This window comes from Pseudomonas sp. 05N36 (assembly GCF_056397385.1).
Genome location: NZ_JBFTNH010000027.1, coordinates 45901 through 68690, shown reverse-complemented (window position 1 = coordinate 68690; position 22790 = coordinate 45901). Strand labels below are relative to the sequence as shown.

17 protein-coding genes are annotated in these 22790 nt (G+C 55.4%); 9 read left to right on the top strand and 8 right to left on the bottom strand.

Annotation, left to right across the window (positions count from 1 at the left end; translation table 11 throughout):
• The 6 genes from AC1DIH_RS25945 to AC1DIH_RS25920 form a co-directional block, all read left to right on the top strand.
• Window positions 1-195: hypothetical protein (locus tag AC1DIH_RS25945; RefSeq protein WP_477773798.1), on the top strand; the 195-nt coding region annotated here is incomplete at its 5' end.
• A gap of 656 nt (window positions 196-851) precedes the next feature.
• Entirely contained in the window at window positions 852-1007 is a 156-nt protein-coding gene (locus tag AC1DIH_RS25940; RefSeq protein ID WP_477773797.1) for a hypothetical protein, read from the top strand.
• Window positions 1007-1825, top strand: a complete 819-nt coding sequence (locus tag AC1DIH_RS25935) for an ABC transporter permease (protein WP_477773796.1) — start codon at window positions 1007-1009, stop codon at window positions 1823-1825. Before AC1DIH_RS25940 ends, AC1DIH_RS25935 begins: the two co-directional genes overlap by 1 nt.
• Entirely contained in the window at window positions 1815-3185 is a 1371-nt protein-coding gene (locus AC1DIH_RS25930; RefSeq protein WP_477773795.1) for an ABC transporter ATP-binding protein, read from the top strand. Before AC1DIH_RS25935 ends, AC1DIH_RS25930 begins: the two co-directional genes overlap by 11 nt.
• Window positions 3186-3348: 163 nt before the next feature.
• Window positions 3349-8889, top strand: coding sequence for a glycoside hydrolase family 99-like domain-containing protein (locus AC1DIH_RS25925; protein WP_477773794.1), 5541 nt, complete (start codon window positions 3349-3351; stop codon window positions 8887-8889).
• Between the two features lie 335 nt (window positions 8890-9224).
• Window positions 9225-10205 carry an NAD-dependent epimerase/dehydratase family protein gene (locus tag AC1DIH_RS25920; RefSeq protein ID WP_477773793.1) on the top strand — a complete coding sequence of 327 codons (981 nt, stop codon included), beginning with the start codon at window positions 9225-9227 and terminating at the stop codon, window positions 10203-10205.
• Between the two features lie 173 nt (window positions 10206-10378).
• Here the strand turns inward: AC1DIH_RS25920 and AC1DIH_RS25915 are convergent, their stop codons facing one another.
• The 3 genes from AC1DIH_RS25915 to cysC form a co-directional block, all read right to left on the bottom strand.
• Window positions 10379-11143 (bottom strand): SGNH/GDSL hydrolase family protein, encoded by a 765-nt coding sequence (locus AC1DIH_RS25915; protein ID WP_477773792.1) that lies wholly within the window; start codon window positions 11141-11143, stop codon window positions 10379-10381.
• Window positions 11144-11335: 192 nt separating this feature from the next.
• The gene (locus AC1DIH_RS25910) at window positions 11336-12718 is read right to left on the bottom strand and encodes an FAD/NAD(P)-binding protein (RefSeq protein ID WP_477773791.1); all 1383 of its coding nucleotides are present in this window, start codon (window positions 12716-12718) and stop codon (window positions 11336-11338) included.
• Window positions 12715-13308 carry an adenylyl-sulfate kinase gene (cysC, locus tag AC1DIH_RS25905; RefSeq protein ID WP_477773790.1) on the bottom strand — a complete coding sequence of 198 codons (594 nt, stop codon included), beginning with the start codon at window positions 13306-13308 and terminating at the stop codon, window positions 12715-12717. The genes AC1DIH_RS25910 and cysC overlap by 4 nt, the downstream gene beginning before the upstream one ends.
• Before the next feature lie 327 nt (window positions 13309-13635).
• Here cysC and AC1DIH_RS25900 point away from each other — a divergent pair, with 327 nt between their 5' ends.
• From AC1DIH_RS25900 to AC1DIH_RS25890, 3 genes are all read left to right on the top strand, one after another.
• Window positions 13636-15630 (top strand): polysaccharide biosynthesis protein, encoded by a 1995-nt coding sequence (locus tag AC1DIH_RS25900; protein WP_477773789.1) that lies wholly within the window; start codon window positions 13636-13638, stop codon window positions 15628-15630.
• A gap of 114 nt (window positions 15631-15744) precedes the next feature.
• On the top strand, window positions 15745-16080 hold the full coding sequence (locus tag AC1DIH_RS25895) for a ComEA family DNA-binding protein (RefSeq protein WP_477773788.1): 336 nt from the start codon (window positions 15745-15747) through the stop codon (window positions 16078-16080).
• A gap of 212 nt (window positions 16081-16292) precedes the next feature.
• Window positions 16293-16922, top strand: a complete 630-nt coding sequence (locus tag AC1DIH_RS25890; protein WP_477773787.1) for a hypothetical protein — start codon at window positions 16293-16295, stop codon at window positions 16920-16922.
• 62 nt (window positions 16923-16984) lie between these two features.
• Here AC1DIH_RS25890 and AC1DIH_RS25885 read toward each other — a convergent pair whose 3' ends face one another.
• The 5 genes from AC1DIH_RS25885 to AC1DIH_RS25865 form a co-directional block, all read right to left on the bottom strand.
• Window positions 16985-17983: a sulfate ABC transporter substrate-binding protein gene (locus tag AC1DIH_RS25885; protein ID WP_477773786.1), complete on the bottom strand. Its 999-nt coding sequence runs from the start codon at window positions 17981-17983 to the stop codon at window positions 16985-16987.
• A gap of 89 nt (window positions 17984-18072) precedes the next feature.
• Window positions 18073-18897, bottom strand: coding sequence for an ion transporter (locus tag AC1DIH_RS25880; RefSeq protein ID WP_477773785.1), 825 nt, complete (start codon window positions 18895-18897; stop codon window positions 18073-18075).
• Window positions 18898-18918: 21 nt separating this feature from the next.
• Window positions 18919-19839 (bottom strand): urea transporter, encoded by a 921-nt coding sequence (locus tag AC1DIH_RS25875; RefSeq protein WP_477773784.1) that lies wholly within the window; start codon window positions 19837-19839, stop codon window positions 18919-18921.
• A gap of 150 nt (window positions 19840-19989) precedes the next feature.
• Window positions 19990-21405, bottom strand: coding sequence for a pyruvate kinase (pyk, locus tag AC1DIH_RS25870; protein WP_477773783.1), 1416 nt, complete (start codon window positions 21403-21405; stop codon window positions 19990-19992).
• Window positions 21395-22675 (bottom strand): glycerate kinase type-2 family protein, encoded by a 1281-nt coding sequence (locus AC1DIH_RS25865; protein WP_477773782.1) that lies wholly within the window; start codon window positions 22673-22675, stop codon window positions 21395-21397. Before AC1DIH_RS25865 ends, pyk begins: the two co-directional genes overlap by 11 nt.
• Window positions 22676-22790: the final 115 nt, after the last annotated feature.

Here is a 22790-nt window from a genome sequence, read left to right as displayed (position 1 = left end):
TCGGAAGTCGACGGGCTTGGGGTAGAGATAGACTTTTTCGACTTTTGCGTCGGGACGCATCATGAGGTGCTGGCTCCGGAAAGGAATCGGAAGCACAGCATTGGGGATCAGGTGGCGGCTTTGAATGTGAGGTTCATGGAGCGTTTACGTTCATTCCCTTTCCGCGCGAGCTACTTGTGCGTCCTCATCTCATAACCCGCTTCGGCGTGAAACCTCATGACCGGAGCCGTATGCGGTAACTCTGCGCGTACGGATCCTATGTGGGGGGGCAGGTGGCGGTCTTTCCTACCGCGATCAGAGGGTTGTGTGCAAATCTCAGGGTTTCAACAGCTCCCATTTACTGTGCTTTGGGATGAGCATTTTGCAATCACTCTGGTGGTCTGTTTCGGGTCTCTGCGATAGGGAGCTCGTGGGAAAAATCGTGTCTCTGAGTAGGTTTGAATGTTATTATCCGACAGAATAATGACCACAGTGTCACCGGCTTGAAGCCGCGGTTTACCGCAATGTTCGGCTTGGTAGCCTTGAGGCTAGCGAGATTTGACGATCTCTGGCGCCACTGACCGACCTCAGGGACTCCGTCTCTGCGGTTTATCGGTATAGGGCTTCAGCCTTGGCTTCTTTCGCCGACAAGCTCTTCATGGTCAGGTCTTTATCGTCCGTCGCACAGACCTTTGACGGACTCGCCTTGGGTGGTCGGTCATGCTTGATTCAGCTCTCTTTTCAGCACGGTTATCGGTCCGTTCTACAGGCGAACCGGGGAACCTGACTGAAGGTCGGTGGTCAGCAATTACGAGGAATACTCGCTGTGCGCTTCAGGAAACATTGCTCTAATGAATGGAACTCTCCTTGTTATGTTCGACATCATGCCGATCTACCTCAAGCCTAGCACCGAGGAACGAGGCATCTCCCTTGAAAGCTTTCACCACACACCATCGGGTATAGCCCCATCGCTTGCGGCCAATAATGCACGCAGCTATGCACCATTTTCTGCTGAGGTTTTTGCCTGATGCGCCAGTTTTCTGCCAATCCTTTGGAAATGTTCGCCAGCCTATGGCGCAATACAGCCTTAATCAAAGCGTCGACCATTCGGGAAGTACTGGGCCGCTACCGTGGTTCGGCCATGGGATTGCTTTGGTCGTTTTTCAATCCGCTGCTGATGCTTGCGGTGTACACCTTTGTGTTCAGCGCAGTACTCCGGGCACGTTGGAGTGTAGACAGTGATTCGAAAACCGAATTTGCACTGATCCTGTTTGCCGGGTTGATCATTTTCAATCTGTTTTCCGAGTGCATTAACCGGGCACCGGGACTCATTCTTGGCAAGGTCAATTTCGTCAAGAAGGTGGTTTTCCCTCTGGAAATTCTACCCGTCGTGGTGCTGGGTTCTGCGCTGTTCCACGCGGCCATCAGCCTGGGCGTATGGTTTATCGCCTATGGGATATTTTTCGGTATGCCGCACGCTACGGCGCTCTACCTGCCGTTGATCATTATCCCGTTGGTGATGTTCATCATGGGCGTCAGTTGGGCTTTGGCTTCGTTGGGTGTGTACCTGCGCGACGTTTCACAATTTATCGGTATCTTGACCACCGTCCTGATGTTCTTGAGCCCTATTTTCTACCCCGCGACGGCACTCCCCGAGGCTTATCGTCATCTGCTTTACCTTAACCCACTGACACCCGCGATAGAGATGGCACGCGATGTCCTCTTCTGGGGAAAACTGCCAGATTTTGAAATATTGGGAGTCTATTGGGTAGCCACCACCTGCATTGCCTGGTTGGGTTTTGCCTGGTTCCAGAAAACACGTAAGGGATTTGCTGATGTCCTCTGAAATCGCTATCAAGGTCGAGAACCTTAGCAAGTGCTACGAAATTTATGATCAGCCGCGTGACCGGCTGAAACAGTTCATCGTGCCCCGCATGCAGGGTGCTGTCCGCATGCAGCCGAGTCAGTTCTTCCGCGAGTTCTGGGCTTTGAAAGATGTATCTTTCGAAGTGAAAAAGGGTGAGACGGTCGGGATCATCGGGTGTAACGGCAGCGGTAAATCCACCCTGTTGCAGATGATTTGCGGCACGTTGAACCCAACCACTGGCAGCGTACAGACTCACGGTCGCATCGCTGCATTGCTGGAGTTGGGTTCAGGCTTTGATCCGGAGTTCAGCGGGCGCGACAACGTCTACATGAACGCCGCGGTACTTGGTTTGGCGCGGGAAGAAATCGACCAGCGATTTGATGAAATTGCTGCCTTTGCGGACATTGGCGACTTTATCGAGCAGCCGGTAAAAAGCTATTCAAGCGGTATGGTCGTGCGATTGGCATTTGCCGTTCAAACGATGATTGATCCAGACATTCTTATTGTCGACGAAGCGCTCGCAGTCGGCGATGAGAAGTTCCAGCGCAAATGCTTCGCGCGTATGGAAGAGTTGAAAAGTAACGGTACTTCGATCCTGTTCGTGTCGCACTCGGCGCCCAGCATCATTGAGTTGTGCGACAGGACGCTGCTGCTCGATCATGGTGTTCGACTGATGTACGGCGCTGCTCCACAAGCCGTGCGTGCCTACCAGAAGTTGATCTATGCACCTGAAGCTGAGTACAAGCGACTCGTTCAGCAGTACATGGCAGCAGACCAATCGGGAGAGGCTGTCGATACCGATAAGGTCGCGTTGCTACCGCTTGAGACCCAGCAGCTCCCCAGCGACGCATTTGATTCGGGACTGGTTCCAGAAACCACCGCGATCTATCCAATCCAAGGCGCCGAGATCAAGGCGATCTCCATTCTGGATGCGGATGGGCGTGTGGTGAACGTGCTGCAAGCCGGCAAAACGTATCAGATCGAAGTGGCCGGTCACTTCATGGAAGATTTTGCCGGTACTTATTGGGGCATACACATCCGTAACGTTTCCGGGGCCGTTATTACAGGTCAACGGTTTCCTGAAGAAGGTACGTACTTCGAGCGCGTCAGTGCCGGAAATACCTTCAATGTGAAATTTTCGTTCCAGATGCATTTGCTACCCGGCGTCTATTTTGTCGGTGGCGGTGTCTGGTCGACTCAAGAACCGAGCTGTGCCCACCGCATCATGGACGCAATCATGTTCCGGGTTGTTCCAGGTGAAAAGTTGAATTCATTCGGGTATGTGGACTTGATGTCGAGCGCGCCTCAGTCGGAAATTGGTCGAAAAGCCACGATTTAGGGAGCAGGCTGTCGGGGTTCAGGTTGCCTCGACAGCTTTTGGCTTGATGGCTATGAAGTCGCTCAGGGTGGGCACAAGGTTAATTAACGACTTGTGCAGTTAATTTATTAGCTTGGAAGTTTGGTGCTGTACAACAGTACACTCATAGGATTTTTTGACGTATATGCTAAATATCAGTGATTGGCCACCGGGCGACGAAAAAAAAGTATTCAACTATCTCCAGTGGAGTAGCTACCGTTCGGAGCAGTACAAGCTCTTTTACGTTAGTACGCCAAAAGTTGCATGCACATCTCTCAAATGGTGGTTCGCTTCTTTGGAAGGCTGCTCGAAAGCGCTGAGCAGTATCACTGATAGTGCGGAAAGCAATCCTGATCAAGTTGTTCATGAGCTGCACAAAGTGGCGCCGCATGTCACCGGTCTCTCTGTGGAAGAACTTTCGGAAGTACTGGCCTCCGATTCGTACTTCCGATTTGCTGTTGTAAGAAACCCTTACAAGCGAATTTTTTCGGCTTGGCAATCAAAGTTGCTGTTGCAAGAGCCGCAGCAGGTTGGGCCGTATCTACAAAAAGATTTCTTTCATCAGCCGCTCAGAAATGCGGCCGATATTGCGTTGGCCTTTGAAGGTTTCCTGGAGCATCTTGCCAGTCAGGAGGCACCTTCCTATTGGGATCAGCACTGGACGCCACAGGCAATTCTACTTCGGCCGGATTTGATCAACTACTCCAAATTGGTCAAGATCGAAGAGTCGGCGCAGCTTAGTAAAGCGTTGTCGGAGCGTCTCGGTGAGTATGTTCCCGATCCGTTTGCAGAGCGCCGAGCGAACGAGAGCCTGATCCCCTACCTTCCTGCGTTTGTGACGGAGCGCAGCGCAAGTTTGATCCGTACGTTGTATGCCGAAGACTTTGATGTCTTTGGGTACGACACTAAGCTGCCGCAGGCAAAAGAGACGTTCTCCGAGCAGGAGCTCGAGTTGGCACTGCGAGCAATCAAGCTGATTCGAGGGCGCCATCAGCGCTTGGGTGAGCGCACTGTCCAGATTTCTGCTCTGACTCAGACGGTTGCCGAGCTCAAAGCGCAGATTGGCAATCTCAACGCTGCCGTGACCGAGCGTGACGCGCAAATCACTCAGTTAAGTCGCTTCGCTGTCGAGCGTGAGACCGAGATCACCCATCTTGGTCACCTCGTTGTCGAGCGTGAGACCGAGATCGCTCAACTTAAGCATTGCGTAGCCGATCTGGAGGGGCAGGTCGCTAATCTGAACCTAAGCGCCAGTGTTATTGAGCATGACGATAGGATCACAAGCCTGAATCACGCCCTTATTGAGCGTGAGGGACAGATTGCTGGTCTGACGCAGGCTATCGCCGAGCGCGAAGGTCAGATCGCCAGCCTCAAGCACTCCATCGTAGAGCTTGAGGCTCAACTAGTGGCTTGCGACCATGCCGTTATCAACCGAGAAGGTCAGATTGCCAATCTCAGACGTTCTATCTCAGAGCTTGAGGCTCAACTGGGAGTCTTCAATCATGTCGTTATCGAGCGTGAAGGTGAGATCACCAGTCATACGCAAAGTATCGACACTCTCAATCGCGCCGTGGTTGAGCGTGAGGGACAGATTTCCCGTCTCAATCGCACTGTGGTTGAGCGCGAAGGCCAGATTTCCCATCTCAATCACGCCGTGACCGAGCGCGAAGGGCAGATAACTCACCTCAATCATGTTGTTGGCGAGCGTGATGGGCAGATCACTAACCTCAAGCACGCCCTTATTGAGCGTGAGGGGGAGATCGGTAACCTGAAAGACGAAATCGTGCGCATCGTGCAAGAAAAAGAAGTCGATGTTCATACGTTGAAGTGGGAGCTCAGTCAGCTTCTTGGTTCGCGCTCTTGGCGCGTCACTTCACCTTTGCGCCGGGTTGGTGGTTTTGCCCGTCGGGTAAAGCGTCTGATCAGTGTTCCTTCGCTAGGCAAGGTTATCGAGGTCTTGAGGGTTCGACGTGATTTTCTTAACAAGGCAACGGTTAGCCTGGTACGCGATAGCTTACTGTTTGATGCAGATTATTATCTGACCAGCAACCCTGACGTGCGTGATCAAGGTGTCGATCCGCTGAAGCACTATATGCTTCACGGGTGGAGAGAGGGCCGTAATCCTTCTGCGCTTTTCAGTACTTCGAAGTATCTTTTCGATCACCCGGATGTTGACGCTGCACGGGTGAACCCGCTGGTTCACTATCTCAAATGCGGTCAACTGGAGGGGCGTTCGATCACCTCTCATTCTGTTCCCAATACTGTGAAGTCGAGTTCTCCTTCTGCTCAATCTGCTTCGACACCTGCGCCGGAGGCAGGTGTAGTCATTGATGCTCCAAGCAAGCCTTTGCGCGTACCTGTTCCTAAGGCTGTAGTTGACGCGCAGGTCGACGTCATCAGAAAGTCCGGGCTTTTCGATGAGGCGTTTTATTTTGCGATGTACACAGAGCTCGATTCTGCTATCGATCCGATCAAGCACTATTGTGAAGAGGGTTGGCTCGACGGCAGAAATCCTTCTCCTGACTTCGACACCCTTGCGTACCTCAACACTTATAAGGATATCCGCAGTGCCGGCGTCAACCCGTTCTGGCACTACGTAGTTGCCGGCGCCTCGGAACAGCGGATCGCCGTCCCTGACTCGGTAGTTCGGTATGAAAAAGATGTTCGATTTGGCGAAGTGGCCAGCGACATCAAGCTGCTCGCGTTTTACACGTCCCCTCAGTGGGAGGCATTGCGTAGCGCAAAGCCGGCGTCTAAAGGCAACTCGCAGCTGCTAATACCTCATGAGGAGTTTGGCTTCTACGATACGCAGGACTGGAAGGTTCTGGACAAACAGGCACAGCTTGCAAAGCGCCATGGCGTGTTTGGTTTCTGCTTCAAGCTGAACGTTGATATTGGCGGAGTTCAATCGGCCCAGCCACTGGAGGTGTTTCTAGCGCATCCGAGCATCGATTTCACGTTCTGTGCGCAGACAGATTTGCACCCTCTAGGTCTTCAAGGTTCTCTGGCCACTGCGGTGTTGCCTGCTGTATCCGATAAGCGGTGCATGCGAATCGACGGACGTCCGGTGGTCGTGGTTGGGATACCTGGCAACATAGAGACTGACGCTGATGCGCTTCGTCAACTGCGCAGTCAGTTGGTTGAACTTGGCATCAGCGTTTATCTGATCGGCCAATTGTCGCAGGCCGGTGGGCGTGATCTGGATAAGACCCTGGTGAGTCTGTGTGACGCTATTCTTGATCTCCCCGCCGCTCCAGTACCAGGGGAAACAGGGGTTTTTGCACCTCAGGAAAAGAATGGGATCGCTGCCGTTCCTTATTCCGTTGTTGCTTCGCAAGGTGCAGTACGTGCGCAGCGCGCTCAGCTTCAACCTTATCCGGTCTATCATGCCATTACGCTTGGGCGCGATGAAACGGCGTTCAAGTCTGACTCTCCTCTGGTCTATACGCGCTTTCACGCCAGGGAATATCGTCGTTGGCTCGATGCGGCGATTGTCGGTGCGAGGGCTGCACACTCCGAGGATCGCCGTCTTGTGTTCTTGAACGCTTGGAATGACTGGCAGCAGGGTCTCTTCCTTGAGCCTGATCGGCAGGGTGGCTTCGGTCGTGTGAATGAAACGACCCGCGCACTTCTGGATATCAAGTCGAATACGATCATGCCCAAAGTTTCGGTTATTGTGCCGAACTACAATCACGAGCGTTTCCTGCGTCGTCGATTGGATAGTATCTATGGACAGACGTACAAGAATATCGAAGTTATTTTGATGGATGACTGTTCGACCGATCAAAGTCGTGCGGTACTCAGTCAATATGCGGCCGACTTCCCTGACGTAACAGTGAAGTTGTTCAACGAGACCAACTCCGGTGGTGTTTTCCGTCAGTGGGCCAAGGGCATCAAGGCGGCAACGGGTGATTTGGTCTGGGTTGCTGAAAGCGATGACTACTGTGATGAGTACTTCCTGGAAGCACTGGTCCGTTGTTTTGACGATGAAGCCGTGATGCTGGCTTATGCAAAATGCGAATTTGTCAGCAGTGACGAAGTCGTCATGGAGGGTGAGTTCCATCGGTATGTTCACGATCTGGAGTGCGCTGAAAAGTGGAAAGGCTCCTACGTAGAGACGGCTCATAACGAAGTGTGCACAGGGCTTGGTATCAAGAATACGATTCCTAACGCCAGCGGCACGATTTTCAAGCGTCCTGTCGATCTGCCGCTGCTGGAAGACGAATCCTGGTTATCTATGCGTGTTGCGGGCGACTGGGTTTTCTACCTTCACATTCTTCGGGGTGGCAAAATTGCCTACTCTACTGAAGGGACGAACTTCTTCCGTCGGTATGAGGGCAGCGCTGCCGAGAGCACTTACAGGAAAGAGATTTTTTATCGTGAGCTCGGGATTTCAAGTCAGACGGTGCAGGCGCTGTATAACGTACCGCTTTCTGTTCTCGAGCGCTGTGAAGAGGGCAGTAAAAGGCTTTACGACTACTATGTAGGACACTCTAACGAAGAGTTTCTGCGTTGGTACAATAAGGACGCGATCCTTCAAGCTCGCTCAAGTCGAAAACCGAATGTCATGGTTTCGACAATCGGTTTCTATCCTGGCGGAGCCGAGATTCTCCCTATCCGGTTGGCCAACGAGTTCAAGCGTCAAGGGCTTTCCGTGTTCTTGCTGAGTGCAGGCCTGACCTTGCGGGAGGATGGCATTCGCAACATGCTCAGGACTGACGTTCCACTCGTCGAGACCTCTGAAGTAGATGCAGTGAAGACGATCATTCGCGATTTTGGGGTCGAAGCACTTAACAGTCATCAGTGGCACATTCAGCGGTATCCGTTACAGGTGCCGGATGTTTTCTCCGAACTGGCTGCTCATGTCGCTTCGCTGCATGGGATGATTGAGCATCAAGATGCATTTGGGGTGACTGAGGAGCAACTTCGTATCGCCGATAGCAGCGTGAGCACTTGGGTGTATACCGCAGAGAAGAACCTTGTTCCCTTCTCGAACTTCTCGATCTACGACAAACCGTCCGATCGGTTCGTCAAAGTGCCAAACGGGTTGCAGCCTCCAAAGGTTGTCGCGATCCCACGTGCGCAGCTGGATATACCTGAGGACGCCTTTGTATTGTGCTGTGTCAGTCGTGCGATTCCAGACAAGGGATGGGATGAGACTATTGAGTCCGTTGAGATGGCACGAGCTATTTCGGGTCGGGATATCCGTCTGATACTGGTCGGGAACGGACCGGTCTACGATGAGTACTGCCGAGTTGGAGTCCCTGAGTTTGTCTATCTGGCAGGCTTCAGCGATAACGCGGTCGGTCACTATGCGGCCGCGGACATGGGCATCATGCTGACCAAGTTCAAATCCGAGAGTTTTCCTCTGACTATTGTCGACTGCCTGTTTGCCGGCAAGCCGTACATCGCTTCTGATGTGGGCGATATCAGAAACATGCTTACCATAGAAGATGAAGTTGCGGGCGAGGTGCTCTGCCTGGAGGATTGGGAAATCCCAATCGAGAAAGCCGCGAAAATCATTGCCGCTTTCRCCACCGATAAAAACAAACACCAGCATGCCTTGGCATTGGTGAAAGATGTTTCAAGCCGCTATCGAATCGATGCCGTAGCTGCTCAGTATGTGCGTCTGTTCGAACGGGACATCGGAGAGAAGTTGGCGCAATCGGTAACGTCAGGCATTTAAAGGGTTCAGGGTGCCGTCTCAGTGCCGTCAGTACGCCTGTCAGTGTGTTTGTCGGGCGTATGGCGGTGTTGAGAGGAGAGGGGTTACAAAGGACTGTAGGTGGGGCGCAGACGCTTTCGGCGGTAAGCGTGCCAATTTCAGTCGAGGCCAGCAGAGAACTTAATGATGCTGGTGGTCTAACCCTCTGACGCTCCGATACCTGTTATGGCACGCCATTTTTTGCTGTTAAATTTGAAGTATTTGCTAGGGGCGATTAGGTCGAGGGCATTCATAGGTCGCCTTGGCCTCTGCTGCGCGAAGCCGCAGATCGAACCGTGCAGCATTGGAGGCAAACGTTGAAAAAATCCGGGAACAGCTCTAGCGGCGGAGTAATACGGTCGCTGGTATTGGGTGGGCGGGGCTTCATCGGTACTCATCTGATCGATGCGTTGCTCGGTCAGGGGCATGTCGTACGTTGCTTCGATCGGCCGAACGTTGTCGCGCTAGGAGACTCTCACGCAAAGCATCCTTCCTTTGAGCTATATGAAGGTAATTTCACCAGCGAGGCTGATATAAGCGAAGCGCTACAAGACTGCGATGTTTGTTACCATCTGGTATCGACTACGTTGCCGAAGTCTTCAAATGCGGACCCTGTTTTCGATGTGGAAAGCAATCTTGTCGGGACGATTCGTTTGCTGACTCTTGCCCTCAAGGCGGGTGTCAAGAAGGTCATTTTTGTTTCATCGGGTGGCACCGTCTACGGTGAGCCTACGCAAGTGCCGATCCCTGAGACGCACGCAACAGATCCTGTGTGCTCCTATGGAATTGCGAAACTGGCGATCGAAAAATACCTGGCGCTTTTTCATCGTTTGCACGGTCTGGACTACACCGTTTTGCGTTTGGCGAACCCCTTCGGTGAGGGGCAGCGCACGCACGCGAATCAAGGTGCGGTAGCCGTGTTCCTGGGCAAAGTGCTGCGTGATGAACCTATCGAGATCTGGGGGGATGGTTCCGTCGTTCGTGACTACATTCACGTCGCCGATGTCGTGCAAGCCCTACTGGCGTCACTTGAACCATCAAGGCAAGAGCATGTATTCAATATTGGTTCGGGTCGTGGGCACAGTTTGAATGAAGTGCTCGATACGATTGAAAAGATCACCGGGCGCGTCGCCAATCGTCAATACTTGCCGGGTCGGGGCTTTGATGTACCGCTCAGCGTTTTAAATATAGATCGTGCGAAAAACACACTGGGGTGGGTTCCGACCGTGAGCTTCGAGCAGGGAGTGGAGCGGTTTGTGACGTGGCTGCAGGAAAACCCAGGATCGAGAATTGCGTAAAATACAAGTTCCTCGACCTCGGTAGGCCGTGTGCAGATCGAGTAATCGTTAAAACGTTGAAAGTCAGTAGCTGGCTTGGAGCGCAAGGCCAACCCGGCTGCTGGCAATCACGGTCAGCAGTTTGCTGTAGGGACAATGAGATGCCCCACCCAAAATCGCTACTGAGCGATTTTTTATTGCCTGGAGAAAAGTGAAGCCCAGAGTTTACGAAGGAGGGAACGATTTTCAGGCTTTTGCTTATCCGTGACACCAAGGTTGTCGCAGCTCTTGCGCTCAGCGCGGTTTCGCTCCTTGAGCAAAGGGCTCAGAAGAGGCTCGATCATCAGTGCATGAGCAGATGGATCATAGTGGTGATCGTTGGGGTCGGGGTTTCGAAGAGAGGCTTTGAGTGTGCCAGTTTCATCCGTGGAGAGGCTGTCGCAGTTCAGGTAGCTTATGCCCTCGCGGGTGCAAAAGGCTTCCATGAGCGTATTGAACTTTATCGTGAGTAATGTTCTATCTGAGAGCGAAGCTTTCACTTCCTTTCGCAAGTTGGCTACTTCACCCCAGTCCATGTTGTCTCGGATGGTTGGGAGGGGGGTACTGACGCATATGACGTGGAATTTGTTCGCCACATCCCGTAAGAGTTTCTGGTAATTGTCGAGAGCCTGCTGAAGCATTTGCTCGACGGAGCTGCCATGCTTTTGAGCCCGATACCAAATAACAAAGCCGGTGTCGACTTCTCCAAGCATCACGATCACAGTGGTGGCCGTTGTTGTTTCCAGTGCCGACATGTATTGCGGCATGGCCTGGGTTACGGCGTTTGGGTTTTTTAATCCGGATACGGTGGCGCCGCCTACGGACATCACTTCAAATGAGTACTCAGGAAATAGGGCTTTCATTTTTTCAGAGCTGAAAACCAACGCATGAGAGTCGCCGAGTACAAGTACAGGGTTCATTATCTGACAGGTTCCTGATTCAGTTCTTTGAGATGACGTTTCGGCCTACGCCTATAAATTGTACAGACTCGAGGCGTCTGTAAGCTCTTGCAATTCGCGGTTTTTATTCGTGTGCGGCGGGGTGGGGAGCCGGTGCCCGCTGAGTAGGTCGGCTACATCAGCGGGGCGGCCTTGGTCATTCAACGGTCAATCTTATTGGCTGCTGAATTTTTCCGATATTTTTCTGGCGAGCGCTGAAGCATAGAGGCGTAGTTCCGGCACCGCTGTCGCCTCCCAGAAGTTGGCTTTCAACATGGGGCCGACATAACTCAGCCACTCGGATGGGGTGCCATCTTTGCTTTCGACAGCCAGGCTGTTATCGACCAGTAGCCCCAAGCCCAGACTATCGACAGAAATCAGATCGTCTCGTATCAGCTGTTGTATCAGCGGCTCCTCAATCAACCCGGGGTTCGAGTTGGGGCCCGTGCAGTTTATGATGCGATCGACGTGCAGTTTCTTTACGTCCTGTGTGCCACGGGACTGGATGGTAACGAGCGTTTTGCCATTGTCGAGCTCAATGGACTTGATTCGACCGGCTATAGGGACGATTTTCTTGAGTTTCAGTGCGTCGTCGAAATGTTGGTAGGTTTCCGGTGCTACTCGGTGGCGATGAACATCCCAGTAAGGTTGGGCGTGGCGTAAAAACCTGCTTCGTTCATGCTTGGAAAGTCGAATCCAAAGACGGGATGTAATCGGGCGTACAGCCGCGATGATATCTCGCCAGTTGGTGCCAGACTCTGCGCTGGCCTTCACCTGTGCCTTGATCGACCGTAAATAACTCAGGGCCGTCGGTGTCGTATTCAGTAGTTCATCATGAAGTGATGCCGGTGGTTGCGATCCGCTTTTGGTTGTGCGGTGCGCCAGTGGCAAAAGTCCACGACGGGACAGCATGTAAATCTGGCCGGTACCGGGCTCTTGTCTCAGACTGGAAATTACATCGAGAGCAGTGAGGCCCCCTCCGATCAACAGAATCGACGAGTCTGGATTCTCGGGCAAAGATACTGCCCCACTCCAAGGATTTGCTGTGTAGGTTGAGGAGTCCAGCACACCGTCAAGGACGGCAGGGTTGCGGGGTGGGAAATGACCAAATGCTAAAATGACCTGATCGGCAAATATTCTTTCGCCTGAGCACAGTTCAACATACGCCCCTTTCTCATGAGGGCTGAGATTCTTGACTTCAGCGGTTATACGTTCGACGTCGATATGGTTTTTGGCGTCATTTTCGGCGCTATCCAGAAGAGAAGCCAGGTAGTTTCCGTACAGCTTTCTGGATACGAAAGAACCTGAAGTTGTATCTGGCAAACAGGATTGGCAATACCGCAAGAAAGAGTCGGGCTCGTCGGGCAATGCACTCATATTGCCAGCGGGAACGTTCAGCAGATGTTTTGAGCTGCTGGTGCCGTAGGCCAGGCCGCGGGCAACGGCGCCGGACCTGTTGATGATGACTAGTTTGGCACCGTGGGGAGCGGAACGTAAAAACTCTATGGCGGCGACGGTTCCACTGAACCCCGCACCAATGATGACTAAGGTTTTCATCGTGGCGAGTGCTTGTTGATAAAGTCGACAATGCGCTGTGCTGCGGTTTCCAGATCGTCTTCTAACGTATTGATCCGGATTTGCGGATTCACTGGCGGTTCATAAGGGGAATCTATGCCGGTGAAGTTTTTTATCAGTCCCTCCCGGGCTTTTTTGTAAAGGCCCTTGGGGTCTCTTCGCTCGCATTCGTTCAGCGGTGTATCGATAAAAACCTCAATGAAATTTGCTTCGCCAATCACCTCGCGGGCCAAGGCGCGGTCACGCCGAAACGGTGAAATGAACGCCGTTATCACGATCAGGCCTGCATCCATGAACAATTTCGCGACTTCTGAAATACGTCGTATGTTTTCAACGCGATCGGTGTCGCTGAATCCCAGGTCATGACAAAGCCCTAGCCGAACATTGTCACCGTCAAGTAAATAGGTATGACGGCCGGCATCGCACAGTGCCAGCTCCAAAACGTTCGCAATGGATGATTTGCCTGCGCCGCTCAGCCCGGTTAGCCATACCACAATAGGGAGCTGGTTTTTGATGGCGCTGCGGCGCTTGGCGTCCACGGTTTGCAGGTGAGCTACAAGATTTTCGGGCATGTCGTCTCGTTAAAAACTGAAAAATTCAAAAAATGATATCTGATGAGTTCAGAACGTCTGGGAGCAGGAGGAGCCCCGCCTTCATTGCTCCGACCGATCGGCTGAAGACCTTTATCCACAAATCCACGAACGTCTTGCTTTTTCTGTGGTCGATGAATTGTAGCTATGCTATGAGCAAAATGCTCGTGCTGAATCGTGGACGGGACCTCGGCTCCCGGCTTGGTCGCCTGAGTATCCGATCAAGTATTCAGATGATAGTTCAAGCACTGAGGTTACAATACCAATCGTCGACTGGATAAGGAGGGGGCTACGTGCTCGAACGGGTGAATGGATAAAGTGCGGACTGTTTTGCTTGGTTTGCCTCGCAAACAAAAGCGACTGATACAGGTCGCTACCGACGTCGTTTTGGTTTGGGTCGCCTTGTGGCTCTCCTTCATCGTGCGCCTGGGCATCGACGATATTTACAACCCGCTCAAGGCCCAGGCTTGGCTCTTTATCTGCGCCCCGATCATCGCTATCCCGCTATTCATACGCTTTGGCATGTATCGCGCGGTCATGCGTTATTTTGGTAATGACGCCCTGATCGCAATCGTCAAAGCCGTCAGCTTGTCCTCCCTGATTTTAGCCGTGGTTGTTTACTGGTACAGCAATCACGAATCTGTAGTCCCGCGCTCGATTATTTTCAACTACTGGTGGCTGAGCCTGGTCATCATCGGTGGCCTGCGCCTTTGCATGCGCCAATATTTCATGGGCGACTGGTTTACCGCCGCTCAGCACGTACCGTTCACCAACCGCGACGATGGTTTGACCAAAGTCGCCATCTACGGTGCCGGTGTCGCGGGCAATCAGCTTGTCGCGGCGCTTCGCATGGGGCGGGTGATGCGGCCTGTGGCCTTCATCGATGACGATGCGAGTATCGCGGATCGTTCTATTTCTGGTCTACAGGTCTACAAGCCCAAGCACATTCAGCAGATGATCGATGTCACGGGGGCGCAGGAAATTCTTCTGGCGCTGCCGTCGTCGACGCGTGCGCGGCGTAGGGAAATTCTCAATATGCTTGAGAGTTTCCCATTGCACATACGAAGTGTTCCGAATTTCACTGACCTGGCCAGTGGTCGGGTGAAGGTCGAGGACATCCAGGAAGTCGACATTGCCGACTTGCTGGGGCGTGACTCGGTACCGGCTCAGCCTGACTTGCTGGAGCGTTGTATCAAGCGCAAAACGGTCATGGTGACCGGTGCGGGCGGCTCTATCGGTGCGGAGCTTTGCCGGCAGATTTTTTCTCTTGGTCCTACGACGCTAATCCTGTTTGAACACAGCGAGTTCAATCTTTACAGCATTCTTTCCGAGTTGGAGAAACGAGCCAGTCGTGAATCCCTGTCTGTTCGCCTGCTGCCTATCCTCGGTTCTATCCGGCATCAGGACAAGCTTCTGGACGTGATGAAAACCTGGAAAGTGGAAACGGTTTACCACGCAGCGGCCTATAAGCATGTGCCGATGGTCGAGCACAATATCGCCGAAGGCGTGTTGAACAATGTGATAGGTACGCTCAATACCGCACAAGCTGCCTTGCAATCAGGTGTTGCCAACTTTGTGCTGATCTCCACCGACAAAGCCGTGCGTCCGACCAATGTGATGGGTAGCACCAAGCGCTTGGCCGAAATGACGCTGCAGGCGCTTAGTCGTGAGATTGCGCCGGTACTGCTGGGTGACAAGGCGAATGTATCGCGCGTCAACAAGACCCGGTTCACGATGGTGCGCTTTGGTAATGTGCTGGGCTCTTCCGGTTCGGTGATCCCGTTGTTCCATAGCCAGATCAAGTCGGGCGGACCATTGACAGTCACTCACCCGAAGATCACGCGTTACTTCATGACCATTCCCGAGGCAGCGCAACTGGTGATCCAGGCGGGCTCGATGGGGCAGGGCGGCGATGTGTTCGTGCTGGACATGGGGGAGCCGGTGAAGATTGTCGAACTGGCGGAAAAAATGATTCACCTGTCCGGTTTGAGTGTGCGCTCGGAGCGCAATCCTCAAGGCGACATCGCCATCGAATTTACGGGCCTGCGCCCTGGCGAGAAGCTTTACGAGGAGTTGTTGATCGGCGACAACGTCGCGGCGACTCAGCACCCGATGATCATGAGTGCCAATGAAGACCATCTGCCTTGGGACGTACTCAAGACGCGGCTGACCGAGCTGCTCGGCGCTGTCGAGCGGGATGACTACTCACGGGTTCGTCAGTTGTTACGCGAAACCGTCAGCGGCTACACCCCCGACGGTGAAATTGTCGACTGGATCTACCAGCAACGCCGTCTCGAACCCTGATTGTTACACACCCTGTAACCGATACATTTTTGACAGCCTCACGACATGACCTAGGTTTGGGAGGCAGCTTCGGAAAAGCTGCTTCTTTCCTATCGATGTCATGGAGCGTCACTTATGCGTACAGGCTATTTCTACTCTCTGGTTTTTGCCCTGCTGACCAGCGCCTCTATTGCCGCTATCGCTGCACCTGCGACAAACACGGAGGCTGTCACGGCGCCATTGGCAGTACAGGTTGCGCCGTCCGGGGAGTCTGCAAAAGTGGATCTCAATGCAGCGGATGCAACGACACTGCAGCGGGAACTCGCCGGAGTAGGTGAGGCCAAKGCCAAGGCGATTGTTGCATATCGTGAAAGTAATGGACCGTTTGCATCGCTGGATGAGTTGTTGGAAGTCAAAGGCATCGGCAAGGCGATTCTGGACAAGAATCGTGACAAGCTTGAGGTGAACTGATTCGTAGAAGCTAGTGCCAGAGGCCGGTCATTGACCGGCCTCTTTTGTTGGAACGCCCAATTGTTTCTGGCAGCGGGTGTTAGGGAGCAGTGGGAGAAGGTGACGGTGCCCGCAAAACTTTCATCTTGCTCCGTAGCGCCTATGATTTGTGTGGGCGGTCGAGCCCTCTGGTATCAGTCATTTTCAACGTTTCATCAGTGGAAATCGGTCCCATGAAAACGATGTTTGGTAGCCTGATACGCAACATTGGCCTGATTTCCCTGGGCAGCGTGCTGATTGCCGCTGCTGCTCTGGCCGAGGAGGCACCGGGTATGCGTGTCGGCGTGCGCGGTGAAATCACCGGGGTGTCCGAAGAGGTCTTGAAGTTACATGCCAATACGGGTGAGAACGTGGTCATCCAGTTGACCAAGGACACCCAGGTTCGCGCCGTAACGCCGGCCAACATCGAAGACATCAAGCCCGGCAGCTATATTGGCTCAGCGGCAATACCGCAAGACGATGGCACGCTCAAGGCTTTGGAAGTGCATGTGTTTCCACCTGAAATGGCCGGAACCGGCGACGGTCATCGTCCGTTCGATCTGGTCAAGGGCAGTAGCATGACCAATGGCATCGTCGCTGATCTGGTGGTCAGCAATGGCCGAGTCCTGACTGTCAATTACAAGGGTGGCCAGAAGACCATCCTGGTGCCGGAAGATGTGCCGATCGTCAACCTGACACCGGCTGACCGCAGCCTGCTCAAAGTCGGGGTCAAGGTCGTGTTGTTCGCTACCCAAAGCGCTGACGGCACCCTGACGGCGCAATCGATTTCGGCCGGCAAGGATGGCGTGGCGCCACCGATGTGAGTTATCTGCGGGTATGAAAAAGGCGACTACTGAGGTCGCCTTTTTCATTGCTGGTCCGGCACTTACTGCCCGTTGTAAATCTGGTCGAAAACCCCACCATCGTTGAAGTGGGTTTTCTGCACGGTGCGCCAGTCACCGAAGGTTTTCTCCACCGACAGGAAGTCGACTTTCGGGAAGCGGTCGGTGTGCTTGGCCAAAACGGCCGGGTCACGCGGACGCAGGTAGTTGGCGGCGGCAATTTCCTGGCCTTCCGGGGACCACAGGTACTTCAGGTATTCCTCGGCGGCAGCGCGGGTGCCTTTCTTGTCGACGACTTTGTCGACCACACTGACTGGCGGCTCGGCTTCGGCTGAGACGCTTGGGTAGATGACTTCGAACTGGTCGCGGCCGAACTCGCGGGCGATCATTTCCGCTTCGTTTTCAAAGGTCACCAGCACGTCGCCGATCTGGTTGGTCATGAAGGTGGTGGTGGCGGCGCGGCCGCCGGTATCGAGTACCGGGGCTTGTTTGAACAGCTTGCCGACAAAGGCCTTGGCCTTGTTCTCGTCACCGCCGTTTTTCAGCACATAACCCCAGGCCGACAAATAGGTGTAGCGGCCGTTGCCCGAGGTTTTCGGGTTGGGCACGATCACCTGCACGCCGTCCTTGAGCAGGTCGGGCCAGTCTTTCAGGGCTTTCGGGTTGCCCTTGCGCACGATAAACACGGTGGCGGAAGTGAACGGCGCACTGTGGTCCGGCAGGCGGGTCACCCAGTTGTCCGGGACCAGTTTGCCGTTGTCGACCAGGGCGTTGATGTCGGTGGCCATGTTCATGGTGATGACGTCAGCCGGCAGGCCATCGATCACTGAGCGGGCCTGTTTGCTGGAGCCGCCGAAGGACATCTGCAAGGTGATGTTTTCGTTGTGCTCGGCTTGCCAGTGTTTCTGGAAGGCAGTGTTGTAGTCCTTGTAGAAATCGCGCATCACGTCATAGGACACGTTGAGCAGGGTCGGTGCGGCATGGGCCACGCTCGCGAGGGTCAGGCCGGMGGCCAGGAGTGAGGCGCCAAAGATCTTTTTCACTGCACATTCCTTTTGTTCGAGATGAAGGCAATTTGCCGTCGACTATAGCCGGGGCTACATATCCCTTTAAAGATTAAAAAGTACTTTGCTTATTCTATTTTCTTGAACAGTGCATTACCGCAGCGTGAGCAAAATGCCGCGCTGTGTTCATGCTGGTTTTTGCGGCACACCGGGCAGTCATGTTGCAGCTGTTCGCCGCGCATGGCGTTGGCCAGTTCGGCGGTAAAAATCCCGGTGGGGACGGCGATGATCGAGTAACCGGTGACCATCACCATCGCCGAGATGACCTGCCCAAGCGCAGTCCTGGGCACGATGTCGCCGTAGCCGACGGTGGTCAGGGTGACGATAGCCCAATAGATCCCTTTGGGAATGCTGGTAAAGCCATGCTCCGGGCCTTCGACCACATACATCAGCGTGCCGAACACCGTTACCAGCGTGCAGACGCTGAGCAGGAATACGATGATTTTCTGTTTGCTGCCGCGCAGGGCGTCGAGCAGGTAATGGGCCTGCTTCAGGTAGGGGAGCAGTTTGAGCACGCGAAAGATCCGCAGCATACGGATGATCCGGATAATCAGCAGGTACTGCGCGTCGCTGTAATACAGCGCAAGGATGCCGGGAACAATCGCCAGAAAATCCACCAGCCCGTAAAAACTGAAGGCGTAACGCAGCGGCCTGGGCGAGCAGTACAAGCGCAACATGTACTCGATCAGGAAGATCAGGGTAAAACCCCACTCGATGTACGCCAGGGTGTTGGCGAAGTTCTGATGAACGTCATCGATGCTGTCGAGGATCACCACCACCAGGCTGGCAAGGATGATCAGCAGCAGCGTTTTATCGAAGCGCCGCCCGGCCACCGTGTCGGTCTGGAAAATCATCACGTACAGGCGCTTACGCCACGAGTCGTTGCTGTCCATTCAAATCGCCTTGGCCATAAATCAGCGCAGCCTAGGTTGATTCTCCGAGGTTTGGCAAGGCGCACTGTCTGTGGTCGCTTGGCGCAGCAGGCGAATACCCGGGCGCAGCAACCAGCAGGCGAGAATGAACGGCGCGGTCAGGGTCGACAACCCCATGGCAGCGAACGCCGGTGTGAGGAGGATCGCCAGTGCAATGCCCAGCAGCGGCAGCCAGGGTTGGCGGGGTTGTTGACTGAGGGCGAGGGCGGCCAGCGCCGGGTTGTAGCCATAAAGGCCGAGCAATGCGTCGGGTGTCTGGTTCAGCCACACGGCGCAGAGCAGACCCGCGGCGGAACCCACCAGTGCCCAAAGCGCGGCGCGGCGGTTGGCAAGCAGCAGCCCGGCGGCGATCAACACACCCGCCAGGGGATGGTCGAGAAAGATGACTTGGCCCAGGCCTTTGAACTCTGCGCCGAGCAGGTTCAGGGCATCGAGTTCCGGCAGTGGTGCAGGTGCCGAGTGGGCCGGGCCAGCAATGCTCAGCAGTATCCAGCCCAATCCCACGAAAGGTGCGGTGTAGGCGGGCAGAAAATGCTGGTTGCGAGTGCGCTTGAGCCATTGCTGGGTGACGATTGCACTCAGTCCGCTGCTCGCAATGATCAGTGGCGGCAGCATGGCCGACCAGTTGAACTGCAGGCTCAGCAAGAGGCCGAGCAAGACGCCGTTGTAGCTGAAGAGCCCGGCTTGACGATCAGCCTTGGCGTAGCCGCGACGTTGCGCGGTGAGCAAACCGGCCACGCCACCCAAGAGGGCGCCGCCGAGCAACGTCGGAGCGGTAAACAGGATGGCCAACAGGCACAGCAGACCGCACAGCGGATGGCGCTGGAGGAAAATCTGACTGAAGCCGTTGAGCAGGGCCGTAGCCCAGTCGGGGCGGTGGGTGTTGAAGTGGTTGGCAGGCATGATGGGGGTCTGTGGAGTTCAGGTGAACCGTGTCGCCTGCATCGCGAGCAGGCTCGCTCCCACCCTGAATCTGCGTTCAGTCATTGGATCTGCGAACAACACAAAACCCATGTGGGAGCGAGCCTGCTCGCGAAGAGGCCGGAACAGGCGCTAAATCAACGTCTCTATACGCAACGAGTTCGTTGATCCCGGCTGGCCGAAAGGCACGCCCGCAGTGATCAACAAGGTGTCGCCACGCTTGGCCATGCCTTGCGCCTGGGCGATTTCCAGGGCGGTGGAGCACACCTCGTCGACTTGCCGCAAACGATCGTTGACCACCGAGTGCACGCCCCACGCCACGCTCAAGCGCCGCGCAGTTTGCAGGTTCGGCGTCAGGTTGAGGATCGGCACCGCTGGCCGCTCCCGCGCCGCGCGCAAACTCGAACTGCCGGACTCGCTGTAGTTCACCAGCACCGCCACCGGCAGAATGTTGCTGATGCGGCGGATCGCACAGCTGATGGCGTCTGAAGTCGTGGCTTCGGCTTTTGGCCGGCTGACATCCAGTTGCGCCTGGTAATCCGGGCCGCTTTCGACCTGGCGGATGATCTTGCTCATCATCTGCACCGCTTCGAGCGGGTAATCGCCTGAGGCAGTTTCCGCCGACAGCATTACTGCGTCAGCCCCTTCGGCCACGGCGTTGGCGACATCGGTTACTTCGGCCCGGGTCGGCGCCGGGGAGAAACGCATCGACTCGAGCATCTGGGTCGCCACCACCACCGGTTTGCCGAGCTGGCGGCAGGTGCTGATGATGTCTTTCTGGATCTGCGGCACGCTCTCGGCCGGCACCTCCACGCCGAGGTCGCCACGGGCAACCATGATCGCGTCGCTCAGTTCGGCGATTTCGCGCAGTTGTTCAACGGCCGACGGCTTCTCGATTTTCGCCATCAAAAAGGCTTTGTTGCCGATCAGCGCGCGGGCTTCACGAATGTCTTCAGGGCGCTGCACAAATGACAGTGCGACCCAATCGACACCCAGCTCCAGACCGAAACTCAGGTCGCGACGATCCTTGGCGGTCAGCGGGCTGAGGTCGAGCACCGCTTGCGGCACGTTGACGCCTTTGCGGTCCGACAACTCGCCGCCATTGAGCACCGTGGTGTCGATGGCATCGGCGTACTTGGTCACGACGCGCAAACGCAGTTTGCCGTCGTCCAGCAACAGGTCCATGCCGGGCTCCAGCGCGGCGATGATTTCCGGGTGCGGCAGGTTGACCCGACGCTCGTCACCCGGCGTGGCATCGAGGTCCAGGCGCAGGGCCTGACCGCGCACCAGTTGCACCTTGCCCTCGGCAAACTGGCCGACCCGCAGTTTCGGGCCTTGCAGGTCCATCAGAATGCCGAGCGGATAATTGAGCTGGCGCTCGACTTCACGAATCCACTGGTAACGCTTGGCGTGGTCGGCGTGATCGCCATGGCTGAAGTTCAGGCGAAAGATGTTCACTCCGGCTTCGACCAGCTCGCGGATGTCATCAATACCCTCGGTGGCGGGGCCGAGGGTGGCGAGGATTTTGACCTTTTTATCAGGCGTCATGTTCAGGGCTCTCGAGGATCAGGATGGCGCGGAAGTCGTTGACGTTGGTGCGCGTTGGCTCGGTGACAATCAGCCCATCGAGCGCGGCGAAATAGCCGTAGCCATTGTTGTTGTCCAACTCGTCGCTGGCGCTCAAGCCCAGGGCGGCAGCACGGGTGTAGCTGTCCGGGGTCATGATTGCGCCGGCGTTGTCTTCGGAGCCGTCGATGCCATCGGTATCGCCGGCCAGCGCGTAGACGCCGGGCAGGCCTTTGAGGCTGTCGGTCAGGCTCAGCAGGAACTCGGCGTTGCGTCCGCCACGGCCATTGCCGCGCACGGTGACGGTGGTTTCGCCGCCGGAGAGAATCACGCAGGGCGCCGCCAACGGCTGACTGTGCAGCACCACTTGGCGGGCGATCCCGGCGTGGACTTTCGCCACTTCGCGGGATTCGCCTTCCAGATCGCCGAGGATCAACGGACTGAAACCGGCCTGGCGGGCTTTCACCGCTGCCGCTTCCAGGGATTGCTGGGGGCGGGCGATCAACTGGAAATGGCTGCGGGCAAGGCTCGGGTCGCCAGGTTTTACCGTCTCCGATTCAGGGCTTTGCAACCAGCTGCGTACCGACGCCGGAACCTCGATGGCGTAGCGCTTGAGGATCGCCAGGGCTTCGGCCGAGGTGCTCGGATCGGCCACGGTCGGGCCGGAAGCGATCACGGTGGCGAGGTCGCCCGGGACATCGGAAATCGCGTAGGTGTAAACCGTCGCTGGCCAGCAGGCCTTGCCCAGACGGCCACCCTTGATCGCCGAGAGGTGCTTGCGCACGCAGTTCATCTCGCCGATGGTCGCGCCGGATTTGAGCAAGGCTTTGTTGATCGCCTGTTTGTCGGCCAGAGTAATACCGGCTGCGGGCAGGGCGAGCAGGGCCGAACCGCCGCCCGAGAGCAGGAAGATCACCCGGTCGTCTGCGCTCAGGTTACTGACCAGTTCCAGCACCCGTTTGGCCACGGCCAGACCGGCTGCATCAGGCACCGGGTGGGCGGCTTCGACCACTTCGATTTTTTCGCAGGGGGCGCCGTGACCGTAGCGGGTGACCACCAGGCCAGACACTTCGCCCTGCCAGCAGCGCTCGACCACCTGGGCCATGGCTGCGGCGGCTTTGCCGGCACCGATGACGATCACCCGACCGCTGCGATCTTTCGGTAGATGGGCTTCGAGGACCTGCTGCGGATGGGCGGCGTCGATGGCTGTGGCAAACAGCTCGCGCAGGAATTGTTGCGGATCGACCGACATGGCGGGCTCCCGGAATTCTTGTTATTTGGAGGGCAACTCGGTTCCCTGTGGGAGCGAGCCTGCTCGCGATTCAGGCACCACGGTGTTTCAGGTGTATCCGCGGTGACTTCATCGC